The organism is Terrimonas sp., from assembly GCF_003075435.1.
Classification (GTDB): Bacteria; Bacteroidota; Bacteroidia; order Chitinophagales; family Chitinophagaceae; genus Agriterribacter.
The window spans coordinates 163,767-182,127 of the sequence record NZ_QCZJ01000011.1 but is presented as its reverse complement, the minus strand read 5'-3'; the positions used below and the strand labels follow the sequence as shown (position 1 = coordinate 182,127).

Annotated in this window: 14 protein-coding genes and 1 other RNA gene; 5 read left to right on the top strand and 10 right to left on the bottom strand. The window is 39.3% G+C overall.

Going from position 1 to position 18,361, the window contains the following annotated elements:
- Positions 1 to 476 precede the first annotated feature (476 nt).
- The 8 genes from DC498_RS13850 to DC498_RS13815 all read right to left on the bottom strand — a co-directional run bounded on the left by DC498_RS13850 (position 477) and on the right by DC498_RS13815 (position 9,839).
- Positions 477 to 737: a hypothetical protein gene (locus DC498_RS13850; RefSeq protein ID WP_133176854.1), complete on the bottom strand. Its 261-nt coding sequence runs from the start codon at positions 735 to 737 to the stop codon at positions 477 to 479.
- Positions 738 to 845: 108 nt separating this feature from the next.
- Positions 846 to 1,418, bottom strand: coding sequence for a hypothetical protein (locus DC498_RS13845; RefSeq protein WP_133176853.1), 573 nt, complete (start codon positions 1,416 to 1,418; stop codon positions 846 to 848).
- Positions 1,406 to 1,792: a hypothetical protein gene (locus tag DC498_RS13840; protein ID WP_116874750.1), complete on the bottom strand. Its 387-nt coding sequence runs from the start codon at positions 1,790 to 1,792 to the stop codon at positions 1,406 to 1,408. The genes DC498_RS13845 and DC498_RS13840 overlap by 13 nt, the downstream gene beginning before the upstream one ends.
- A 6-nt stretch (positions 1,793 to 1,798) precedes the next feature.
- Entirely contained in the window at positions 1,799 to 3,391 is a 1,593-nt protein-coding gene (locus DC498_RS13835) for an RHS repeat-associated core domain-containing protein (protein ID WP_116874749.1), read from the bottom strand.
- A gap of 267 nt (positions 3,392 to 3,658) precedes the next feature.
- A complete protein-coding gene (locus tag DC498_RS13830) occupies positions 3,659 to 4,054 on the bottom strand; it encodes an energy transducer TonB (RefSeq protein WP_116874748.1) in 396 nt (131 codons plus the stop codon).
- A gap of 481 nt (positions 4,055 to 4,535) precedes the next feature.
- Positions 4,536 to 5,189 (bottom strand): hypothetical protein, encoded by a 654-nt coding sequence (locus DC498_RS13825; RefSeq protein WP_116874747.1) that lies wholly within the window; start codon positions 5,187 to 5,189, stop codon positions 4,536 to 4,538.
- A 16-nt stretch (positions 5,190 to 5,205) separates the two neighbouring features.
- The gene (locus DC498_RS13820; protein WP_206197616.1) at positions 5,206 to 7,161 is read right to left on the bottom strand and encodes an RHS repeat-associated core domain-containing protein; all 1,956 of its coding nucleotides are present in this window, start codon (positions 7,159 to 7,161) and stop codon (positions 5,206 to 5,208) included.
- A 269-nt stretch (positions 7,162 to 7,430) separates the two neighbouring features.
- Complete coding sequence (locus tag DC498_RS13815) at positions 7,431 to 9,839, bottom strand: TonB-dependent receptor (protein ID WP_116874746.1); 2,409 nt, start codon at positions 9,837 to 9,839, stop codon at positions 7,431 to 7,433.
- A 192-nt stretch (positions 9,840 to 10,031) separates the two neighbouring features.
- Here DC498_RS13815 and ffs point away from each other — a divergent pair.
- Both ffs and fsa read left to right on the top strand, forming a co-directional pair.
- Positions 10,032 to 10,131: signal recognition particle sRNA small type (gene ffs, locus DC498_RS13810), an RNA gene on the top strand.
- A 68-nt stretch (positions 10,132 to 10,199) separates the two neighbouring features.
- Entirely contained in the window at positions 10,200 to 10,856 is a 657-nt protein-coding gene (gene fsa / locus DC498_RS13805) for a fructose-6-phosphate aldolase (RefSeq protein ID WP_116874745.1), read from the top strand.
- A gap of 38 nt (positions 10,857 to 10,894) precedes the next feature.
- On the opposite strand, the gene DC498_RS13800 is transcribed toward fsa, so the two are convergent.
- Positions 10,895 to 12,208, bottom strand: coding sequence for a ComEC/Rec2 family competence protein (locus tag DC498_RS13800; protein ID WP_116874744.1), 1,314 nt, complete (start codon positions 12,206 to 12,208; stop codon positions 10,895 to 10,897).
- A 319-nt stretch (positions 12,209 to 12,527) separates the two neighbouring features.
- On the opposite strand from DC498_RS13800, the gene DC498_RS13795 reads away from it, so the two are divergent.
- From DC498_RS13795 to DC498_RS13785, 3 genes are all read left to right on the top strand, one after another.
- Complete coding sequence (locus DC498_RS13795; RefSeq protein ID WP_116874743.1) at positions 12,528 to 15,038, top strand: TonB-dependent receptor; 2,511 nt, start codon at positions 12,528 to 12,530, stop codon at positions 15,036 to 15,038.
- 117 nt (positions 15,039 to 15,155) lie between these two features.
- Complete coding sequence (locus DC498_RS13790; RefSeq protein WP_116874742.1) at positions 15,156 to 16,157, top strand: PhoH family protein; 1,002 nt, start codon at positions 15,156 to 15,158, stop codon at positions 16,155 to 16,157.
- 106 nt (positions 16,158 to 16,263) lie between these two features.
- Positions 16,264 to 16,677 carry a DUF6157 family protein gene (locus DC498_RS13785; protein ID WP_116874741.1) on the top strand — a complete coding sequence of 138 codons (414 nt, stop codon included), beginning with the start codon at positions 16,264 to 16,266 and terminating at the stop codon, positions 16,675 to 16,677.
- Between the two features lie 17 nt (positions 16,678 to 16,694).
- Here DC498_RS13785 and DC498_RS13780 read toward each other — a convergent pair whose 3' ends face one another.
- The gene (locus DC498_RS13780) at positions 16,695 to 18,047 is read right to left on the bottom strand and encodes an exonuclease domain-containing protein (RefSeq protein ID WP_240628016.1); all 1,353 of its coding nucleotides are present in this window, start codon (positions 18,045 to 18,047) and stop codon (positions 16,695 to 16,697) included.
- Positions 18,048 to 18,361 lie beyond the last annotated feature (314 nt).

Below are 18,361 nucleotides of genomic sequence, written 5' to 3'. Positions count from 1 at the left end.
ACTTTTTCAAGAAAATTAACCGCCTGAACACTGAAGCGCTGGTGCAGGGCTTCCTTACTTATTTCTATACCATGAGCCTGCCTGAGCTCTGCCGTCAGATCCGGCAAGCTTATTTGACCCTGGGGGCTATCGGCTACCATTAGTGTAGTTAAAAAAGCCTGTGCTGTTATTTTGCCACTGCTTCTTTTAATAAATCCTGTTTGCCTGCCTATTTTCTCTGCCTGTGCAGAGCAAAGGAAGCCCTTGATGTTGGCAGAAATATCTGCAGCATGTTCTTCTAATAAAATTTCTCTGCGAATGGTTAATTGGTTTCTCCTCTTAGGTAGTAAATGCTTACTTTTGCAACGGGCATGTATTATACAAATTCCCCTTACTTCATGCCCTTAAATAATACTACAATGAGGAGAAAATAAAAAAACAACTCCCCACGAGGAGTTATTCATTATCAATTAGTTAGCTCCACTTTTCTTCTTAGCTTAACGACTATGGTGGGACACGAACCACGGCGAAGGGTTAAATGTAAACATATCAAGTCCCCCTTCAAAACCTAAACGCCCACCTAAGGCTTTTGCAAGATGCTCTGTATACGCTTTATATAATTCAGGCCTGTTAGCAATCTTATCTGCACCATGTCCACCATCACCACTAAAGATATGACCGTAGCCCGGATTATACATTTTATTCTTGTTACTTCGTTTGGTGTGAGCATAACTATCACCCAATCTGTGCAAAGCCATTCCTAATTGTAAAGTATTACCAGCATCAGCAGCCAAACGTATCCTATATATACTAACTTTTTTTAACTGGCGCTTTAGGATCAATATCAAAAAAACCAGTCTCAAAATTTATAGGCTTAATTTCAACAGCCGTACTTTCCATTTTAAATGATTTGTTTCAACTACTGTTTTTAATGGTAGTGCCTTGGTTTGATTAACATAGAATGCCCAATTGCTATAATTATGCTTTGTGTAGGGCCTATTATCAACTTTGTATTTTGCGTTGTAATAAATGGTGGTTGTCCCTGTTTTTGTTTTCATAATGATGGCGTCACACTCGTAGCCTAATATTTTTTCTACATTTTTCTTTATTTCAAAACTTATAACTGTATCAGTATTTACAGAGGCATCAAACCAATATAATGTATCTGACTTTGGTGTTTTATTATATATCCGGTTTGTTTTGTCATCATATAATTGTACCGTTAGAGCCTGCCCATTCGAAAGAGATTTATAATTACCTTCCTTTATAAAATATTCCTGCTTATCTCCGATCAACAATTGTAATTGTTCATCAGTAAAATTTGGCAGCTTGCTTTTGAAAGTATTGCTATATATTATTTCACCTTCAAAATTCTGACCACTTACAAACTTGCACAAAGCAACCGACACAATCAATAGTAGTATTTTTATTTTCTCCATACTTTTTTCCATTGAGATATAATCATTACTAATCCAAGCAACCCCAACATTCCAAATGAAACCAAATTTCTTAATACTGATTCCTGTGGAAACAAAACAATAGTTGACCCCTCCAAGACTTTCATGTCAATTAACTCACCAATACTATGCTCTTCACAAAACTTCCCACCTATCCGTTTTATGTAGGCTTCACTATTATAACTCAATGTTACAAAATGCTTCACCTTAGTCCCTAAACAGGAGTTGGGTAATTCTTCAATGCGCATTTTGACAATACGCCCGCTCCTTTCCACTTTTATACTATCATAATTGCTTATAAGTAAAGCGATAGAACCCAAAAAAAGCAACACTCCTCCCCAAAAAATTAACTTCATAATAACTTATCTTAAAGGATATATGACTGGTCTTCTAACAGCTGTATTATCTGCCGGATTATAATTAACCTTCGGTAGTTGTGGTGGCTGCTGAGAACCTTGTGCTGCAGAAGCTGTTCCCTGAATAGTAGCTGAGACCACACCGGTAGCTGCTTGATTTGTCGCTTGGTTAACTCTATTTTGAGTAGTTAATTTGTTTTCCAACTTATTAACAGTTGCAGCCCTACCTGTACTTGACGGATCTCCCGCAGCAACACGTTCTGCCCTGTCTAACTGCCTCTCTGTAGATTTGATCGTGCTACTAGAATTTACTTGAACATTTTCTGTCAGTTTGCCCGCTACTTTATTCGCAACAACATCTGAAGCCGTTTGAGAAAGAGAAACTGATTCAGAAAAACTTTTTCCCTGCTGAGACCCCTCATTATATTGTTTTAATACAGACTCTCCTGCATCAATAGTTGTTGTGATAACTTCACCAACAACCTTACCTGCTGCGCTTTTAGGGACAAAAGCAGATGCACCACTTGATAAAGCGCCTGCCCCAGCAGATATAGCTATCGAAGTACCATCAACTTGTGTTAACGATTCACTCCATGATTTACCTTGCAAACGATGTGTAGCAACTTGCGTAGCATAATCAACTGCAGCGCCGACTAATGCTCCGATAAGGCAATTAGGACATTGACCATCAGGGTCATTATAGCGAACTGGATTATTATATGAAAACTGATAAGGAGTTAAACTTTCTTGCCCTCCTTCGTCCGTGAGTGGATCAACTTGATGGAAGCGTCCAATCTGCGCATCAAGCATCCTGTGTGTTGCATCATACCAGTCCAACCCACTGCCATCACTAAACTCCTTATTCTGCAGTTCATTTCCACCATTAAATCTATACTTATTTTCTACTGCATTGTTCAGAGCCTTTGATGATATCCCCGCCATTGTCAAGCCGAACGGATAATAATGCGTCTCCTCCAGTAACATCCCCCGCTTCAGGTTCACCTGCAAATTGTCAAAGAACACATTAATGTTTGGTGTTTCATTGCTCACGTAAATATACAAATATCCGTTCTTGGTTACCAGCTTTTCTGTTATGGTATGCGTTTTAAATTCCTCGTCTGCCCCTACAATGCTCGATCCGCTGCCTTCATCACTCACAAATTTCAGCTGCTCATTCAGCAGGATATAGTTCAGGTATGCTTTAGGCTTGTCTGTACCCGGAGACTCACGGGTAGGTAAAAAACCGTTTACTGCAGGATCAAGCACTCCGCTGCTTTCTATCTGCCCTGCCGTGCCATGCAGCGATGATGCGCCGCTCACTCCTGAGGATAACGCTGCTATCAGGGATAATAAGGGATCAACAGGTGTTCCCGGTGTAGCGCCGTTCTTCTTATACCAGCTCTTTACACTGATGTTGAACTTATCGCCGCTCATCACCTTCAGCAAAATGCCGGGACCAATTTTATTGTCGCTGCCATTTGTCCTGGCTACATAATCATTGGCAGTAGTGGTGTTGTCTGTGGGATAACCGGAGATGCCTGTTCTTGCATAGCGGTTGGTATTAATATCTTTTTTCCATGCACAATTCTTCCCTATCACTAACTCTGAGTAGCTTAATACTTTGTTTATTTATAAGGTTCATGAATATCTATTTTTGCTTATCTAAACCTGATTGAACTTTCTTTTTTCTCACCTCTGCCTCCTTGCAAACTGGTGTATAAAGTTTACCCGCCGTGGTTCGTGTCCCACCTTATAATTCCATTTCAAACATAAAAACTGCGCAGAAGGAAAGAATACGTCAACGGGACTTTCGTTGCTTACATACACACATCGCCTCAGACCTGCGCCAGCTCCGTGAAAATTAAATTAGATAATTAAGATTGGTAAATTAACAAAGCATGAAACCGGTTTGCCATTTTGTTTTCCAGGAGACCATGATGGCATTTTCTTTATCAAATCTAAAACTGCTCTATTACAAGTTTCATTTATACCATCGGTGACCTCTGCATAGACTATTTTGCCCGATTTGCTTACAACAATCTTTACAGTTACGACATTTTTCATTAATGAAACAATGGTGCCACTCTCAATGAGTAAATTATCAGCAATAAATTTATAATACTCGTTCACACTATTACCGAATTGAGGATTTTTTTCAACTGTATAAAATATGTCCTGGTGAAGTATAGTTGAGTCTCCCCAAAACTGGCAAAAACAACTATTAAAGCAAAAGAGAAATAAAAAAATTAAAAAGCATTTCATAATTGAAATTTAATAAACAAGCTAATTATTATCAAAATAAAACAACTAGCAAACAAAATATTAACGAGTCGTTTCAAATGGACAGTCTGCTTTGAAACTGGCTTTGTGTAAAACCAAAATAAGTTGGATGATGTACTCCCTAAAGCACTAATCACTAACTTATCTCCGTTTTTTTTTGCCACATACTGATGAAGTAGCATTTTACCAATATAACACAAAATGAATAAAATGCTCAATAGTGTCATCGCATAACTGGATTTTAATATTCTAAATTTTTTGGAGTTACTATATCAGTAATCAGTGGTACTTTTATCCCGCTTTTGCTAAAAATGATTACAGCCTACATAAGAGACTTTAATACACAACAGGCGTATGCCTCATAAAATGCAACAGCCCGGCGTTGCCGGGCTGTTTTTATAGTATTACTTTGTTAACTCACGCCACAAGTGGGTGCTTGCGACTGCTTGGATCAGATAAACTATTAATTGCGTTTTTTTTTGATCAATGTGTTATTTTCCCAAATAAAATCTATGTATTCAGTTTTTTTTGTGCCTTTCACACTTGACCAAACAACAATCTTGTGATCTAATCTACCATTTACAATACTATATTCAGAACTTGTCATTTTAGAAACATCTGATATCAAAAGCCGTTTTACTTCTATACTCATATCATAAGACAATTCTGGCACAGGAGAAACAGCATAATATAGTAATATATCAAACTCTATTTTACTCTGCGACCTTGGTAATTCACCATACTGATCCAAAAGCGATAATACCATTTCTAAATTGGCATCCGGATTTTTTGATATGCCTATAGGATAAGTTACATCATAACCTCTTACTATAGATAAATCTAATGAATCTTGCGAGACTATGACATTTTCTATTTTACCACTACTTTGAGTTTGCAATTCTGTCTTAGAAAAATCGATAATCTTAAGGGTATCAACTAGCCATTTTTTAAAAATAGAATTCTTTGCAATCGTGTCTGTATAAGCATCTTTCAAACTTCCTCCTAAATAAGTCGGTTCCTCATTTTGTTTAAAGTTACCGTTCTGATCCCGACACGACATGGCAAAAGAGAATATAAGAATGAGTAGCTTAATACTTTGTTTATTTATAAGGTTCATGAATATCTATTTTTGCTTATCTAAACCTGATTGAACTTTCTTTTTTCTCACCTCTGCCTCCTTGCAAACTAGTGTATAAAGTTTTACCAATAATTTTTTTGGCCGATATTTGATATCCACTGTCTTTATAAGTAAAGCCGTTTACATTCACCCCTCCATTATTATCTTTTTTAAAGGTTCTTAGTAATTCTTTTGAATCCGAACTCCATGTGTAATTTCTGTGTGGATTCTTCCAAGAAGATGCTATTAAGTCTATTCCATCCCATGAATTAGCGCCGCCTGAATAATCACTATATCCTGGCAATCCTTGACTATTGCCTATAGCATTTATTGCGGCTCCAACGGCAAATTTGGCATTTTGTTCCCGAGGCGTTAGTGCTGTGAATGCGTCGTAGTCCTTCTGGGTTGCACCTTGGGCAAAGCGGTTATCGTACATTGCAACATCCTCTAATGTTTTTAATTGTGATGAACCACCCTGATCTATAAAATTCATTGTAACATTTCCAATTGCATATGATTCATCTTTTGAACCACTAGATTCTGTATTAATAAGCGATGCAAAAGCTATAAAAACTTGATGTGATATATTTAAATCAGTAACCCCACTTTTATTAAAGGTGTATGTAGTTTTTGTATCATCAGAAACCCTACTTGTAATCGCATTATCATCAACAACATAGGTCTTATCGTCATCAATATGATCTGTTCCTAAATATGTTCCATCACGTTTATAATAATCACCTGTTACTCCCATTCCATCTGGATCAATAAATCTTAATGGATTATTCAACGCATAGTTGTAAGGCGACCATTTTCTATACTCATCCGCCAACGGATCAATGGCATGCCACCGCCCAATTTGGTTATCATACATTCTCGCTCCATAATCCAGCCACTCCAACCCACTGCCATCACTGAACTCTTTACGTTGTTCCTCCTTACCGTTATACTTGTATTTATTCTCAGGCTCCCCGAACGCTAATGCCTTGGAGCTAATCCCCGCCATGGTAAGTCCGAACGGATAATAATGCGTCTCCTCCAGTAACATCCCCCGCTTCAGGTTCACCTGTAAATTGTCAAAGAACACATTAATGTTTGGTGTTTCATTGCTCACGTAAATATACAAATATCCGTTCTTTGTTATCAGCTTATCTGTTATGGTATGCGTTTTAAATTCCTCATCTGCCCCTACAATGCTTGATCCGCTGCCTTCATCACTCACAAATTTCAGCTGCTCATTCAGCAGGATATAGTTCAGGTATGCTTTGGGCTTGTCTGTACCCGGAGACTCACGGGTAGGTAAAAAACCGTTGACTGCAGGGTCAAGCACTCCGCTGCTCTCTATCTGCCCTGCCGTGCCATGCAGCGATGATGCGCCGCTCACTCCTGAGGATAACGCTGCGATCAGGGATAATAAGGGATCAACAGGTGTTCCCGGTGTAGCGCCGTTCTTCTTATACCAGCTCTTTACACTGATGTTGAACTTATCGCCGCTCATCACCTTCAGCAAAATGCCGGGACCAATTTTATTGTCGCTGCCATTTGTCCTGGCTACATAATCATTGGGCGTAGTGGTGTTGTCTGTGGGATAACCGGAGATGCCTGCTCTTGCATAACGGCTGTTATCAATATTGCTGTAATAGGTATTTTCCAGTGCAGATGTTGCCGTTTCCATACTGGCAATCGGGTATACATCCTGCCTGAGCTCTTCTGTAATTACAGACCGCACATTGCCCAGGTGGTCTTTCAGGAAATAATCATACTGAAATGTATTATCCTCAGGCTTAAAGCGTATCCTGCCTTCTTCATGACCAATGAACTGCAGCCTGTTTATATATTCAAGCGAACTTAACGCAGCATCCTGGTAGTTTTTGCTTTCATATACCATTCCACCGAGATAAACGGTAGTGGTGGTAATACCGGTTGTATAATCCGTTCCATTATAGGGTACGATTGCCCCTGTTTCCAACACTGTTTTCTTCAGCTTATTACCCGCCGCATCATAGGTATAGGTGATAGTACCTTATTAATTATTGTGTTTGTGTATAAATTTATGCATACTCCATATACGTTGCAAAAGAAAACACTTATGCATTGCCCGGAAAATACTTACGAGTGTTGGATTTAGAGCTAATGTGGTTCCACAACTTAAATATGATGCGGGTAAACAGTCAATTTCATTTGAAGGACATATTGATTTACCCCTCATAAAATAAGCGGTAAATCAATATGTTTATTTATTTACTGTACCTGTTGAAATTTATACACCAGGCTTAAAGCAATATTTCTTGTTTTTTGCGGGTTTACGGTGCTCCATCCGCCGGCATAGCCTTTATTGGTAATATTATTTAAGTTGAAGCCAACGCGAAATTTACCGGCATCATAAAACACACTGCCGTTTAAAGATGTGTATGATGGTATTAGAAAATTGCCGGTAGCCGAGAGGTTGATAGTATTGTATTCCCCTACATAATTCCCGCCAAAGCCAATACCCAAACCGTTCAGTTTGGTATTTAAAAGTTTATAGGTGATCCAAAAATTGGCAAGGTGAGGAGATCCTGCATCCAACGGCCTTTTACCCACTTCAAACCATGATGTAGGCATATCTTCCCCGTCAAGTATTTTACTATCATTATAAGCATAGCCTATAATGATATTTAAGCCTTCTACAGGGCTTGTTTGAATATCTACTTCAAAGCCTTTATTTCTTTGCTTACCGCCCTGAAAAGTATTGTAAGGATTGGTTGGGTCTGCAATTACCACATCATCTACAGTTATATTGTAATAGCTTATGGTTGCATTTAATTTATCTTTTATCAGGTTTGTTTTTATGCCGGCTTCAAACTGGTTGGCATGTTCGGGTCTGAAATTCTTTATTTCGCCTGTTGGGTCACCATCCTCATCTGCCACCGCTCCGGGCGCTACATTACTAAAGCCATTCATATAATTTACAAATAATGCCACCTGGTCTTTTACTGGCTGGTAATTAATGCCAAATTTGGGAGATAAAGTAGTTTGCCCAAACTCACTGTTCTTAAAGTGGTCTACTCTTAGACTAGCCATTGCAGAAAGTTGTGGGAGGATATTAAAAACATCCGATACATAAGCGCTGTAGGCTTTATCCTTCGGCTCCCAGGGATAAGGAGTTGTATTAGCAAGTAAAGCGTCTACAGAAGGTTGGGTTAAAGTTGTTTTATTAGGCAATTCTTCCCCGGGATTATCAGGATCACGATAGTTTACTTCCCCCTGCAGGTTTACATTATGTATTCTTGCATATCCTGTTCCGTTCGAAGAAGTTTTCCTGTCAAAATAATCTAAGCCGAAAAGCAGCCTGTTCCTGAAAGACCCGATTTTAAAATCCCCGGTAAAATTTTGCTGAATATCAGTTGTATTGGTGGTGGAGTTGGTTTTTGTAACCCACAATCCGAAATCACGGAAGCCGTCCTGGTTATCGTACAGATAGGTATAGTACCCGTTTGAATTTGCCTGCCCGTTTGAAACTACTGTTTGCGAAGTCCATTTATCAGATAATTTATAGAGCATCTGTGCCTGTACATTGTAGCGGGGCGATTTTATGGAAAGCTCGTTACTGGTAAGTGATAGTTTCCTGTTATAATTCAAATCAGCCAGGTCTTTAAACTGCAAAGGAGTTTCCCTGCCTAAAAAGATCATTAACGGGTTGGTTTTTTCTTCCTGCATAAATTCCGAAACAATTAAAAACGAAAGCCGGTCTGATGCTTTATAAGATAAGGTAGGCGCTAAAAAAAACGATTTCCTGAAACCCTGATCCTGGAAACTGTTTTCACTTTGATAAGCTGTGTTCAAACGAATTATTACGGAATTATCTTTAGCTAACGGAGTATTGATATCTGCCGTAAAACGGTTCAACCCAAAGCTACCCGCTGTATATCCCACTTCTCCGCCAAAATGGTCGTATGGTTTTTTAGTAACATTATTCACCAGCCCGCCATAGCTTATTACCGGTGATCCAAATAGTGTTCCTGAAGGGCCTTTTATCACTTCTATGCGCTCCAGGTTGGCAGGATCTAAATTACCGTTGGTCAATCCTGGCAAACCATTCAGCATGGTGAGCTGCGATTCAAACCCGCGTATAGAAAAATAAGAACCTCCATCGCCATCACGACCGGTAGATTCCCAAAGGCGAAAGATACCGGGAACATTTTTTAAAGCGTCATCATAGCTGGTGATGGCCTGCTGTTTCATGAGATCTGCCGATATAATATTATATACCTGCGGATTTTCAAGATTTTTGAGTGGCATTTTAGCAACATACTGACTGCTTGTTTTAATTCGGTTGGTAGATATGATCACTTCACGCAACTGGTTCTCAGTTTCCCTTAATTCAAAATCTACGGTCAGTGTTTGGCCCGTCAATAGCTTCACGGCTGTTTCTTTCGTTTCAAGCCCAATGTATGTTGTGGTTACAATATAATCTCCTGGTAATATATTCCTGATCTCGTAATAGCCATGCCTGTTTGCTATAGTTCCCTTATTGGTACCTTTTAAGGTTACAGAAACAGATTCGGCAGGTTTTCCGTCTGAGGTACGAATAATTCCTTTGATAATGCCATTTTGAGCAAATAAACCAATACTACAAAACAGAGATGCAACAAAAAACGTTAGTTTCATTTATAAGTAAATTTGGGCGCAAAAGTATTACGGCTGTACCGGTAACATTATCGAAACCGGAAATAAATTTGTCGAAAAAAGGAATTTTATTGAACAGGATTGAAAGCAGACAAGGCACTGACAGCTGATAGCTGACCGCTGTATAACAGCTTTTAAATTTTTCACTCAACCATATCTTTCCTATATTTGCGGCGGCAAGTCTTATACGACCAGCTCCTGCTGAACTCCCCCAGGACCGGAAGGTAGCAAGGGTAGGCGGTTGTAGCGGTGCGATGTAAGTAACTTGCCTTTTTTATTTTGTATATTCGTTGCCCGTTTAATTATAAAACTGTTAAAAAAGTCAACACAAACTATTAGGTTATGAAATTTTTTATTGATACAGCGAATCTTGCCCAGATTAAAGAAGCTAATGAATTAGGTATACTGGATGGTGTAACCACAAACCCGTCACTGATGGCAAAAGAAGGCATAAAAGGAGAAGAAGCCGTAAGAAACCACTATAAAACCATTTGCGAAATGGTAGATGGCGATATAAGCGCGGAAGTTATTTCCACTGATTTTAACGGGATAGTTGAAGAAGGAAAAATACTTGCTGCAATACATCCCAATATCGTTGTAAAAGTGCCTATGATAAAAGATGGTGTAAAAGCATTGAAATGGTTTACCGATAATGGTATAAAAACCAATTGTACACTTGTATTTTCTGCAGGGCAGGCTATTCTTGCCGCTAAAGCCGGCGCAACATATGTATCACCATTTGTAGGCAGGATTGACGATGGTAACTGGGATGGTATGGAACTCATTGGCCAGATAGCACAGATTTATTCTTTACAGGGTTTTAAAACACAGATACTTGCTGCTTCTATCCGCAGTTCGTTGCATATAGTAAGAGCCGCTGAATTAGGCGCTGATGTTTGTACCTGTCCGCTTGAGCCTATTCTTGGTTTATTAAAGCATCCGCTTACAGATATAGGACTGGCTAAATTCCTTGAAGATGCTAAAAAAATGAAGCAATAAAATATAAAACCGGATTTACTCCGGTTTTTTTATGCTCATTATTTTTTTATTTTGGATATATACGGGCCGAATACAGCTTTTACAGGCATATCCGGCGTACTGTCATCCAAAATAATTACATAATATTCCTTACCGCCGGGCATCACTCTTACCACAATATGCCCCTGTAAACTTTTGTAAGAACGATCAATAAGTGAACCTATCACATACCTGTTTGCATCAAGCATGTTTGTGGTAAAGATATCCCTGGGCTCTTTGTACAGGTAAGGAGTGGTCAGCCTGCGCAACACTTCCTCTCCCGGGTGATCTGAAGACCAGGACTGTTGTATCCATACCCTGGGCTTGAATGTTTTTACCTGGAACTCATTTACAGCATCCCTGTTGCCATGATGGTCGAGCGTGGCCACATCCACCTCTCCTATCACTTTAGCCACAGGAGTTTCAATATCTTTCCATGCCGCATCTCCATAAGAAACAATACCACCACAATCTCCTCCGCTATAATAGGTAAATGATCCGTAGTGTATTACAAACACCAGGCTCAACCCGTTTTCACTTGGCCATGTAGCCCGGTTAGCGGTATCAGCAGGTGGAAAAAATTCAGTCGCGGCAGAATCTTTTCCGTTCCATATCAATCCATTTGCTTTAATATTCTGAACATAAAATTCCGGGTATTTTACCGGTGCGTGTTTCATTGAAACCTGTGTACGGCTACCGGCTTTTAATCTTCCGATCTTCATCCCACGCTGTTGCCGTGCCTCTGTAAAAGCAAAATAATTTTGCATGGTCTTAGCAAAATTTATTTCACCGCTGTTCTTATCTGCCTGCAATCCCTTCATATCAAAAGGATAATTATAATCAGGATAGCCCCTGTCCAGCAGGTATTGAATAGGAATAAGCTCTCCTACACCTGTTATTCCTGTAAGGCTATATTTACCGGTAACAGATAATTTTGCACCGGGGTACCAACTTCCGAAATGATCATCATGAAAATGTGATATAGCAGCATAATCAATGGTTGTTTTCTCTTTTAAAGGAGCCACTTTCTGTATATAATATGCTACCCATTCATAAGGCCGCCTGCTGTAATCTGGGCGCATACGGGCGTTTCTTGGTGTAAAAGCCCTTTCATCCGTAGGATTCATTTCACCTGCATCGAAAAGCATTGTTGTGCCATCAGGAAAAATATAAAAAGCAGCATCGCCCCAACCGGTATTAATGTGATGCAGGTCAAGCATTCCTTCTTTCCACGATGGTAAAGGCTGCCCGGGAACCGCAACCTGTGCATTTAAATAGCCACATGAAAATACCAATAACAATCCCGCATATAATTTCAGGAAGATGAACTGCATAAAGAAGTATTAAGTATATCTAAAATACAACATTCGTATATTCCTGGTATTATATTTCAATAAAGGGTATGTATCTCAAATTAACAAAGCTGCGTTGCAGTAATATACAGGGGATATCCTCAGCGGCTTTTAACTCGGATTCTCCTGCAATTAAACAAGGTTATTAACTACAAAATGCACAAAGCGTTTACACAAAGAAACGGTTCGGCCAAACAAACACTTAGTGGTGTTTGTAATATACTTTGAGACCGTTTCGGTTAAATGATAAAGTGGTATGTATAATTGTGTAATATTGCCTGCATAAAGCCGTTATTTGCTGATGCATTTTGCCAGAATAATTTTACTATGCTGCTGTGTACTGGCATTTTCTCATGTGCTGGCACAAAAAAAAACATGCACCATTTATGGTAAGGTTGTAGATGATAATGAGCGCCCGTTAAGTAAAGTATCTGTAACCATCCTCGGCAGGCAAACCGGCATTGCCAGTTCAGATTCTGGAATATTTACCATACAGGTGCCTGCAGGAAAAGCCATAGCATTGGTCTTTTCATCTTCTGGTTTTTATACGGTCCAAAGAAATTTTTACCTGAATGCCGGCGAAGAAGAAAAAATCATTATCCGGTTAAGCAGGAGCGCCAAACAACTGCAGGAAGTAGTAATAAAAGACAACCGGGAAAGAAAAGAAGCAGGGCTGGTAAGAATCAACCCGAAATATGCGCTCACTGCCCCTTCTGCTACAGGCGGAGTTGAAAGCCTGATTAAAATATTAGTAGGCAGTAATAACGAGCTTTCTTCTCAATACAATGTAAGGGGTGGTAATTATGATGAAAACCTGATTTATATCAATGACTTTGAAATTTTCAGGCCATACCTGGTAAGAAGCGGGCAGCAGGAAGGATTGAGTTTTATTAATCCTGAGCTAACAGGTGGTATAAATTTCTATAATGGCGGATTCCAGTCGAGGTATGGAGATAAAATGAGCAGTGTTTTGGATATTCAGTACAGGAAACCAAAATCATTTGGGGGCTCCGCGTATATAAGCTTGCTTGAACAGGGTTTTCATACAGAAGGCATTTCTAAGAAAGAAAAGTTCACCTATCTTATAGGCGTGCGCAACCGCTCAAACAGGAACCTGCTCAGCTCCCAGGAAACAAAGGGGAACTATGTTCCCTCCTCATCGGATATACAGGCATTGCTTACATATAAACTGAATGAGGCATGGCAGTTTGAAATGCTGGGAAATTTTTCTCAAACAAAATTCACATTGATACCGGAAGAAGCAAAACTTACGTCATCCGTACTGTCTCCTTTGTTCAGTGCAAATCTTGGGTTAGACATCTATTTCCAGGGCAAAGAAAAAGACAGGTATACCACATCAATGATCGGCTTTGCGGCAACACAACAACTCAGCAAAAAAATAAAACTAAAATGGCTTGCCAGCAGGATTGAAAACAATGAACAGGAGCTGTATGATATCTGGGGGGCTTACCTGTTTGGCGAAAGAAGCTTTGATAAAAGCAGTGCAGACTTCGGTTCAATTACCAATCCACTGGGTGCAGGCGTTTTTATGAATCATGCCCGCAATAAACTCAACATAGCAAACTGGAATATATCTCACAAAGGCACATGGGATAATGGCAGGCATTATGTACAGTGGGGGTTAAGCGCTGAAAAGACTTTGATCAATGATCACCTTAGTGAATGGGAAGCGCAGGACTCTGCCGGATATAATCTCCCCTACCCTCCCGGCGATCAATTACGGTTAAGCAAAGTAATCCTGTCTTCCGCCAATCTTGATATTAATAAACTATCAGGTTATGTGCAGGATAATATCGCATTCGGTAATAAGCAGAACTTTACCCTTCAGGGTGGTGTAAGATTTAATTACAATTCATTGAATAAGGAATTGCTTGTTTCGCCACGTTTACAGGCATCATGGTTGCCGGATGCAAAAAAAGACTGGGCTTTCAAATTAGCTGTTGGCGCATATCATCAACCACCATTTTACAGGGAATTAAGAAGCTATAACGGCAAAGTAAATACAAATGTAAAAGCGCAAAAAAGCTGGCAGGCTGTAATTGGCGCAGACTATAATTTTAAAGCATGGAACCGCCCCTCACGATTTACCATAGAAACCTACTACAAGCATATGTGGGATGTTGATCCATATGACATAGATAATGTTCGCATACGCTATCTTGGCAACAATAACGCCAAAGCCTATGCAACAGGGTTAGAGCTTCGCCTCTTCAGCGAACTGGTAAAAGACGCGGAAAGCTGGGTTAGTATTGGTTTAATGAAAACAATGGAGAAGATTGATGACTTTTATTATTACAGGTACAAAAATGCAGATGGAGAATTTATTAATTCCGAATCAACAAACCAGGTTGTAACAGATAGCGTTCGCTTTGATAAAGGATGGGTGCGCAGACCCACCGACAGGCTGCTCACTTTTGGTATGTTTTTCCAGGACTATTTAAGTACCAACGAAAATTTTAAAGTACACCTGAATATGATTTATGGAACAAATATGCCGTACAATATTCCTGGCAGTGTACGCTACAGAAATGCGCTGGTAATAGATCCGTATATACGGGTAGATATTGGATTCAGCGCCTTATTGCTTGATGGTGATAAAAGCACAAGAAGAAGTCATAATCCCTTCAGAAAATTCGACAATATTTGGGCAAGCCTTGAAATATTTAATCTATTAGACAGGGCAAATACTATTTCGTATATGTTCATTAAAGATTTTTCAAATACAGTGTATACTATTCCCAATCGCTTAACACCGCGGTTACTCAACCTGAAAATATTAGCAAGATTTTAAATCATTTCCACATCTGTTAATAAGTAATTATTGGTTATTTCAAATGCTATTCATTAAATTTGGTCAGATGGATGTGTTAGTCTGTACAATTATTTGAAAACCTAAAATCAAAACTCATTGACAGAAACAATTATTAACCTGGAGACCGTTAATCCTATAGAATTTTTTGGCGTGAATAACGGTAAGTTAGATATTCTTAAAAAGAAATTTCCTCTCTTAAAAATTTTAAGTCGTGGCACCCAGATAAAGCTGAGTGGCGCCCCCGACCAGATTGGTCAGGCTAAAGAAAAAATAGAATTGCTTATACAGTACCTGGAAAGAAACGGAAATGTAAGTGAAAACTATTTTGAGCAGATACTGGGCGGAGATGACGCTGAAACTGTTGACAACTTCGTGGAACGAAATCCTAATGATGTATTGGTATTCGGCCCCAACGGCAAAAGCGTGAGGGCAAGAACTGCCAATCAAAAAAGAATGGTTACTGCCGCGGATAAGAATGATATCGTGTTTGCCATAGGACCCGCTGGTACAGGTAAAACCTATACTGCTGTGGCACTGGCTGTCCGCGCATTAAAAAACAAATCTGTAAAAAAGATCATTCTTACCCGCCCTGCTGTTGAAGCAGGCGAAAGCCTTGGATTTTTGCCTGGCGATCTTAAGGAAAAAATTGATCCCTACCTGCGCCCATTGTATGACGCGCTGGATGATATGATACCCGCCGATAAGCTGGGATATTATATGAGCACCCGTGTTATTGAAATTGCACCGCTTGCATATATGCGCGGGCGTACACTGGATAATGCTTTCATTATTCTTGATGAAGCGCAGAATGCTACCGATCTACAGATAAAGATGTTCTTAACGCGTATCGGCGCCAATGCAAAAGCAATCATAACCGGCGATCTTACACAGGTTGATTTACCCAAGCATCAAAAAAGCGGTTTGGAAAAAGCAACCCGCATATTAAGGAATATTGACGGCATTACGCATATTGAGCTCGATGAAGATGATGTGGTACGTCACAGGCTGGTAAAAGCGATCATTAAGGCCTACGACAAGGATTTTGAACGACAGCAGGAGTATTTCAATAATCAAAATCAAAGACCACAAGGCTCTTAACAGCAATCTTAATAAACCGTACAGGCACGTATACCTTATCTTAAAAAAGATCTTGTATATACGTGCCTGTTATTTTGGGCTGGTGCTTTAATAAAATACTGCAGCAATGAAAACGCACACTACCAATTATATCAACACTTTTATTTTAACAGCGGACGATTGCCCCTCTCCATTTGGTGAAATACCTCCCGTAAAAAAAGACAAAAGGACTGTGGCAAATATGCAGTTTGATATCCTGAGCAAAAATCCCTACAGGTATACTTCAGATGAAATTTTATTCCAGGTATTTGCAGATAGAAATGAATTAACTAAAGGTGAATTGAAGGAAAGCAGGGAAAAATTTTTCTCCAAAGGTCAACCCTGCTTCCGCGCTTCACCTCTCACAAAAAGATATGGCTGGGGTGTACATAGCAATGAGCATGGCAAAATAGCCATCTATGGTTGTGAAACTGCTGAATACAAAAAGTTTGCAAAAGACAAAAATCTTACCATTGTTAATGCAATGAAATCTGCAAGGTGAATAGCATGATCAGTTAATTACTGTATGCCGAAACTAATCCGCTTTTCAGGATAGGCTTCTGCGTACCTGTAAATCATATCACGGATAAAATCGTTATCAATATACGGCGTTAGGATTTTTTTTATAGTACTGAGTTTTTTTACTTTCATTTCTTTGGATATATACCCCATACCATAAAACCTGCCTCTTTCTATCAGCAGGCAGCTATACTGATCTGGTTCTATACCATCTCCGATCACAGCAAAAGTTGGTAATTCATCGTGCAACGTTTGCAAAGCAACTTCAACACGCTTGTTATAAATTTCCGGTTCATCATCAACATCCTGCGTTTCGTCCATTTCTTTTGTTTTATCAAGAAAGCAAAGCCTGGGCGAGAGCTGATGACGCTCTACCATATTCCATAACAGGCGATAGCCTTCCCACATTAATCCGAAAGTATAAACAGGTCTTAAATGTTTACGCTTTCTTTCAATAGCAAGTCTTGCATATCCTTTCTGGTCCTCAAAAACATACAATCCGTATTGAAAATCAATTTGCTTTCTGCTGGTATTATATATGGGCCAGAGTTTTTTAATTTCTGTTTCTTCAAGCACTGCTGCCATCAGTTCGGTTCCGCAAAGCTGGTAGCTGATGTGATGAACATTTCTTATGAACTCCTGTTTTTGCCTGCCTGTGCCGTTATGTGTAAAGTGACTGCTCACCCTGTTTTTTAAACTCTTTGCTTTCCCAACATAAATCACCTTACCTTTTTTATCTCTGAAATAATACACACCAGGCTTACGGGGTAATTGCTCAATTTGTTCTTTGGGGAGATATAATGGCAGATACTGTTCTTTGGAAGACTTTTTCAGAAACTGGTATATATAGCTCTGGCGGTCGTTCTTCAATAAGCGCTCAAATAAGAAAACCGTCGCCATTGCATCGCCCGCAGCCCTGTGCCTGTTAGTAATAGGTATTTCAAGTGAGCGACAAATATTGCCAAGACTGTAAGATGGCAATCCTGTAAAGATTTTCCTGGTGAGCCTTACAGTACATAGCTTTTTTATATTGAGGTGATACCCGCAGGATTGTAATGCGCTATTCAAAAAAGAAAAATCAAAATTAACATTGTGCGCTACAAATACCTTATCATTTAAAAGCTCAAAAACCTGTGGCGCTATTGCTTCAAATACCGGCGCATCGGCCACCATTTCGTTGGTAATGCCCGTCATCGACTGAATAAAAAGCGGAATAGGTTGCCGGGGATTAACAAGCGTTTCAAAGCTGTCTATCACTTTTTCTCCATCATGCACATATACCGCCACTTCAGTTATGCTGCCTGCCGAAGCGTAGCCGCCCGTGGTTTCAATATCTACTATAGCGTAAATCACCCCGATATTTATATTATCTAAAGATAAAATCCTTTGCGCACAATCAAAAAAATCAAATATAAAATTCTGATTATCAATTATAAACGAAGAAAATACCCATTTTTATAACAATATTGGTCATATAGCACAATAAACAGGTACAAATTTGCAGGAAAATAGTTAGCTTTGAACTATACTTAGATTTATAGCTGACGATTGTGTATCTTCCGAATGGATTTCCTCAACCGAAAAGTTTAAATCATTTTATAAAACCATCCTTTGAAAGCTTTGTAGTAATCCGGTCCTGATTTTTAACTTTAAAAATCAAGCGTATG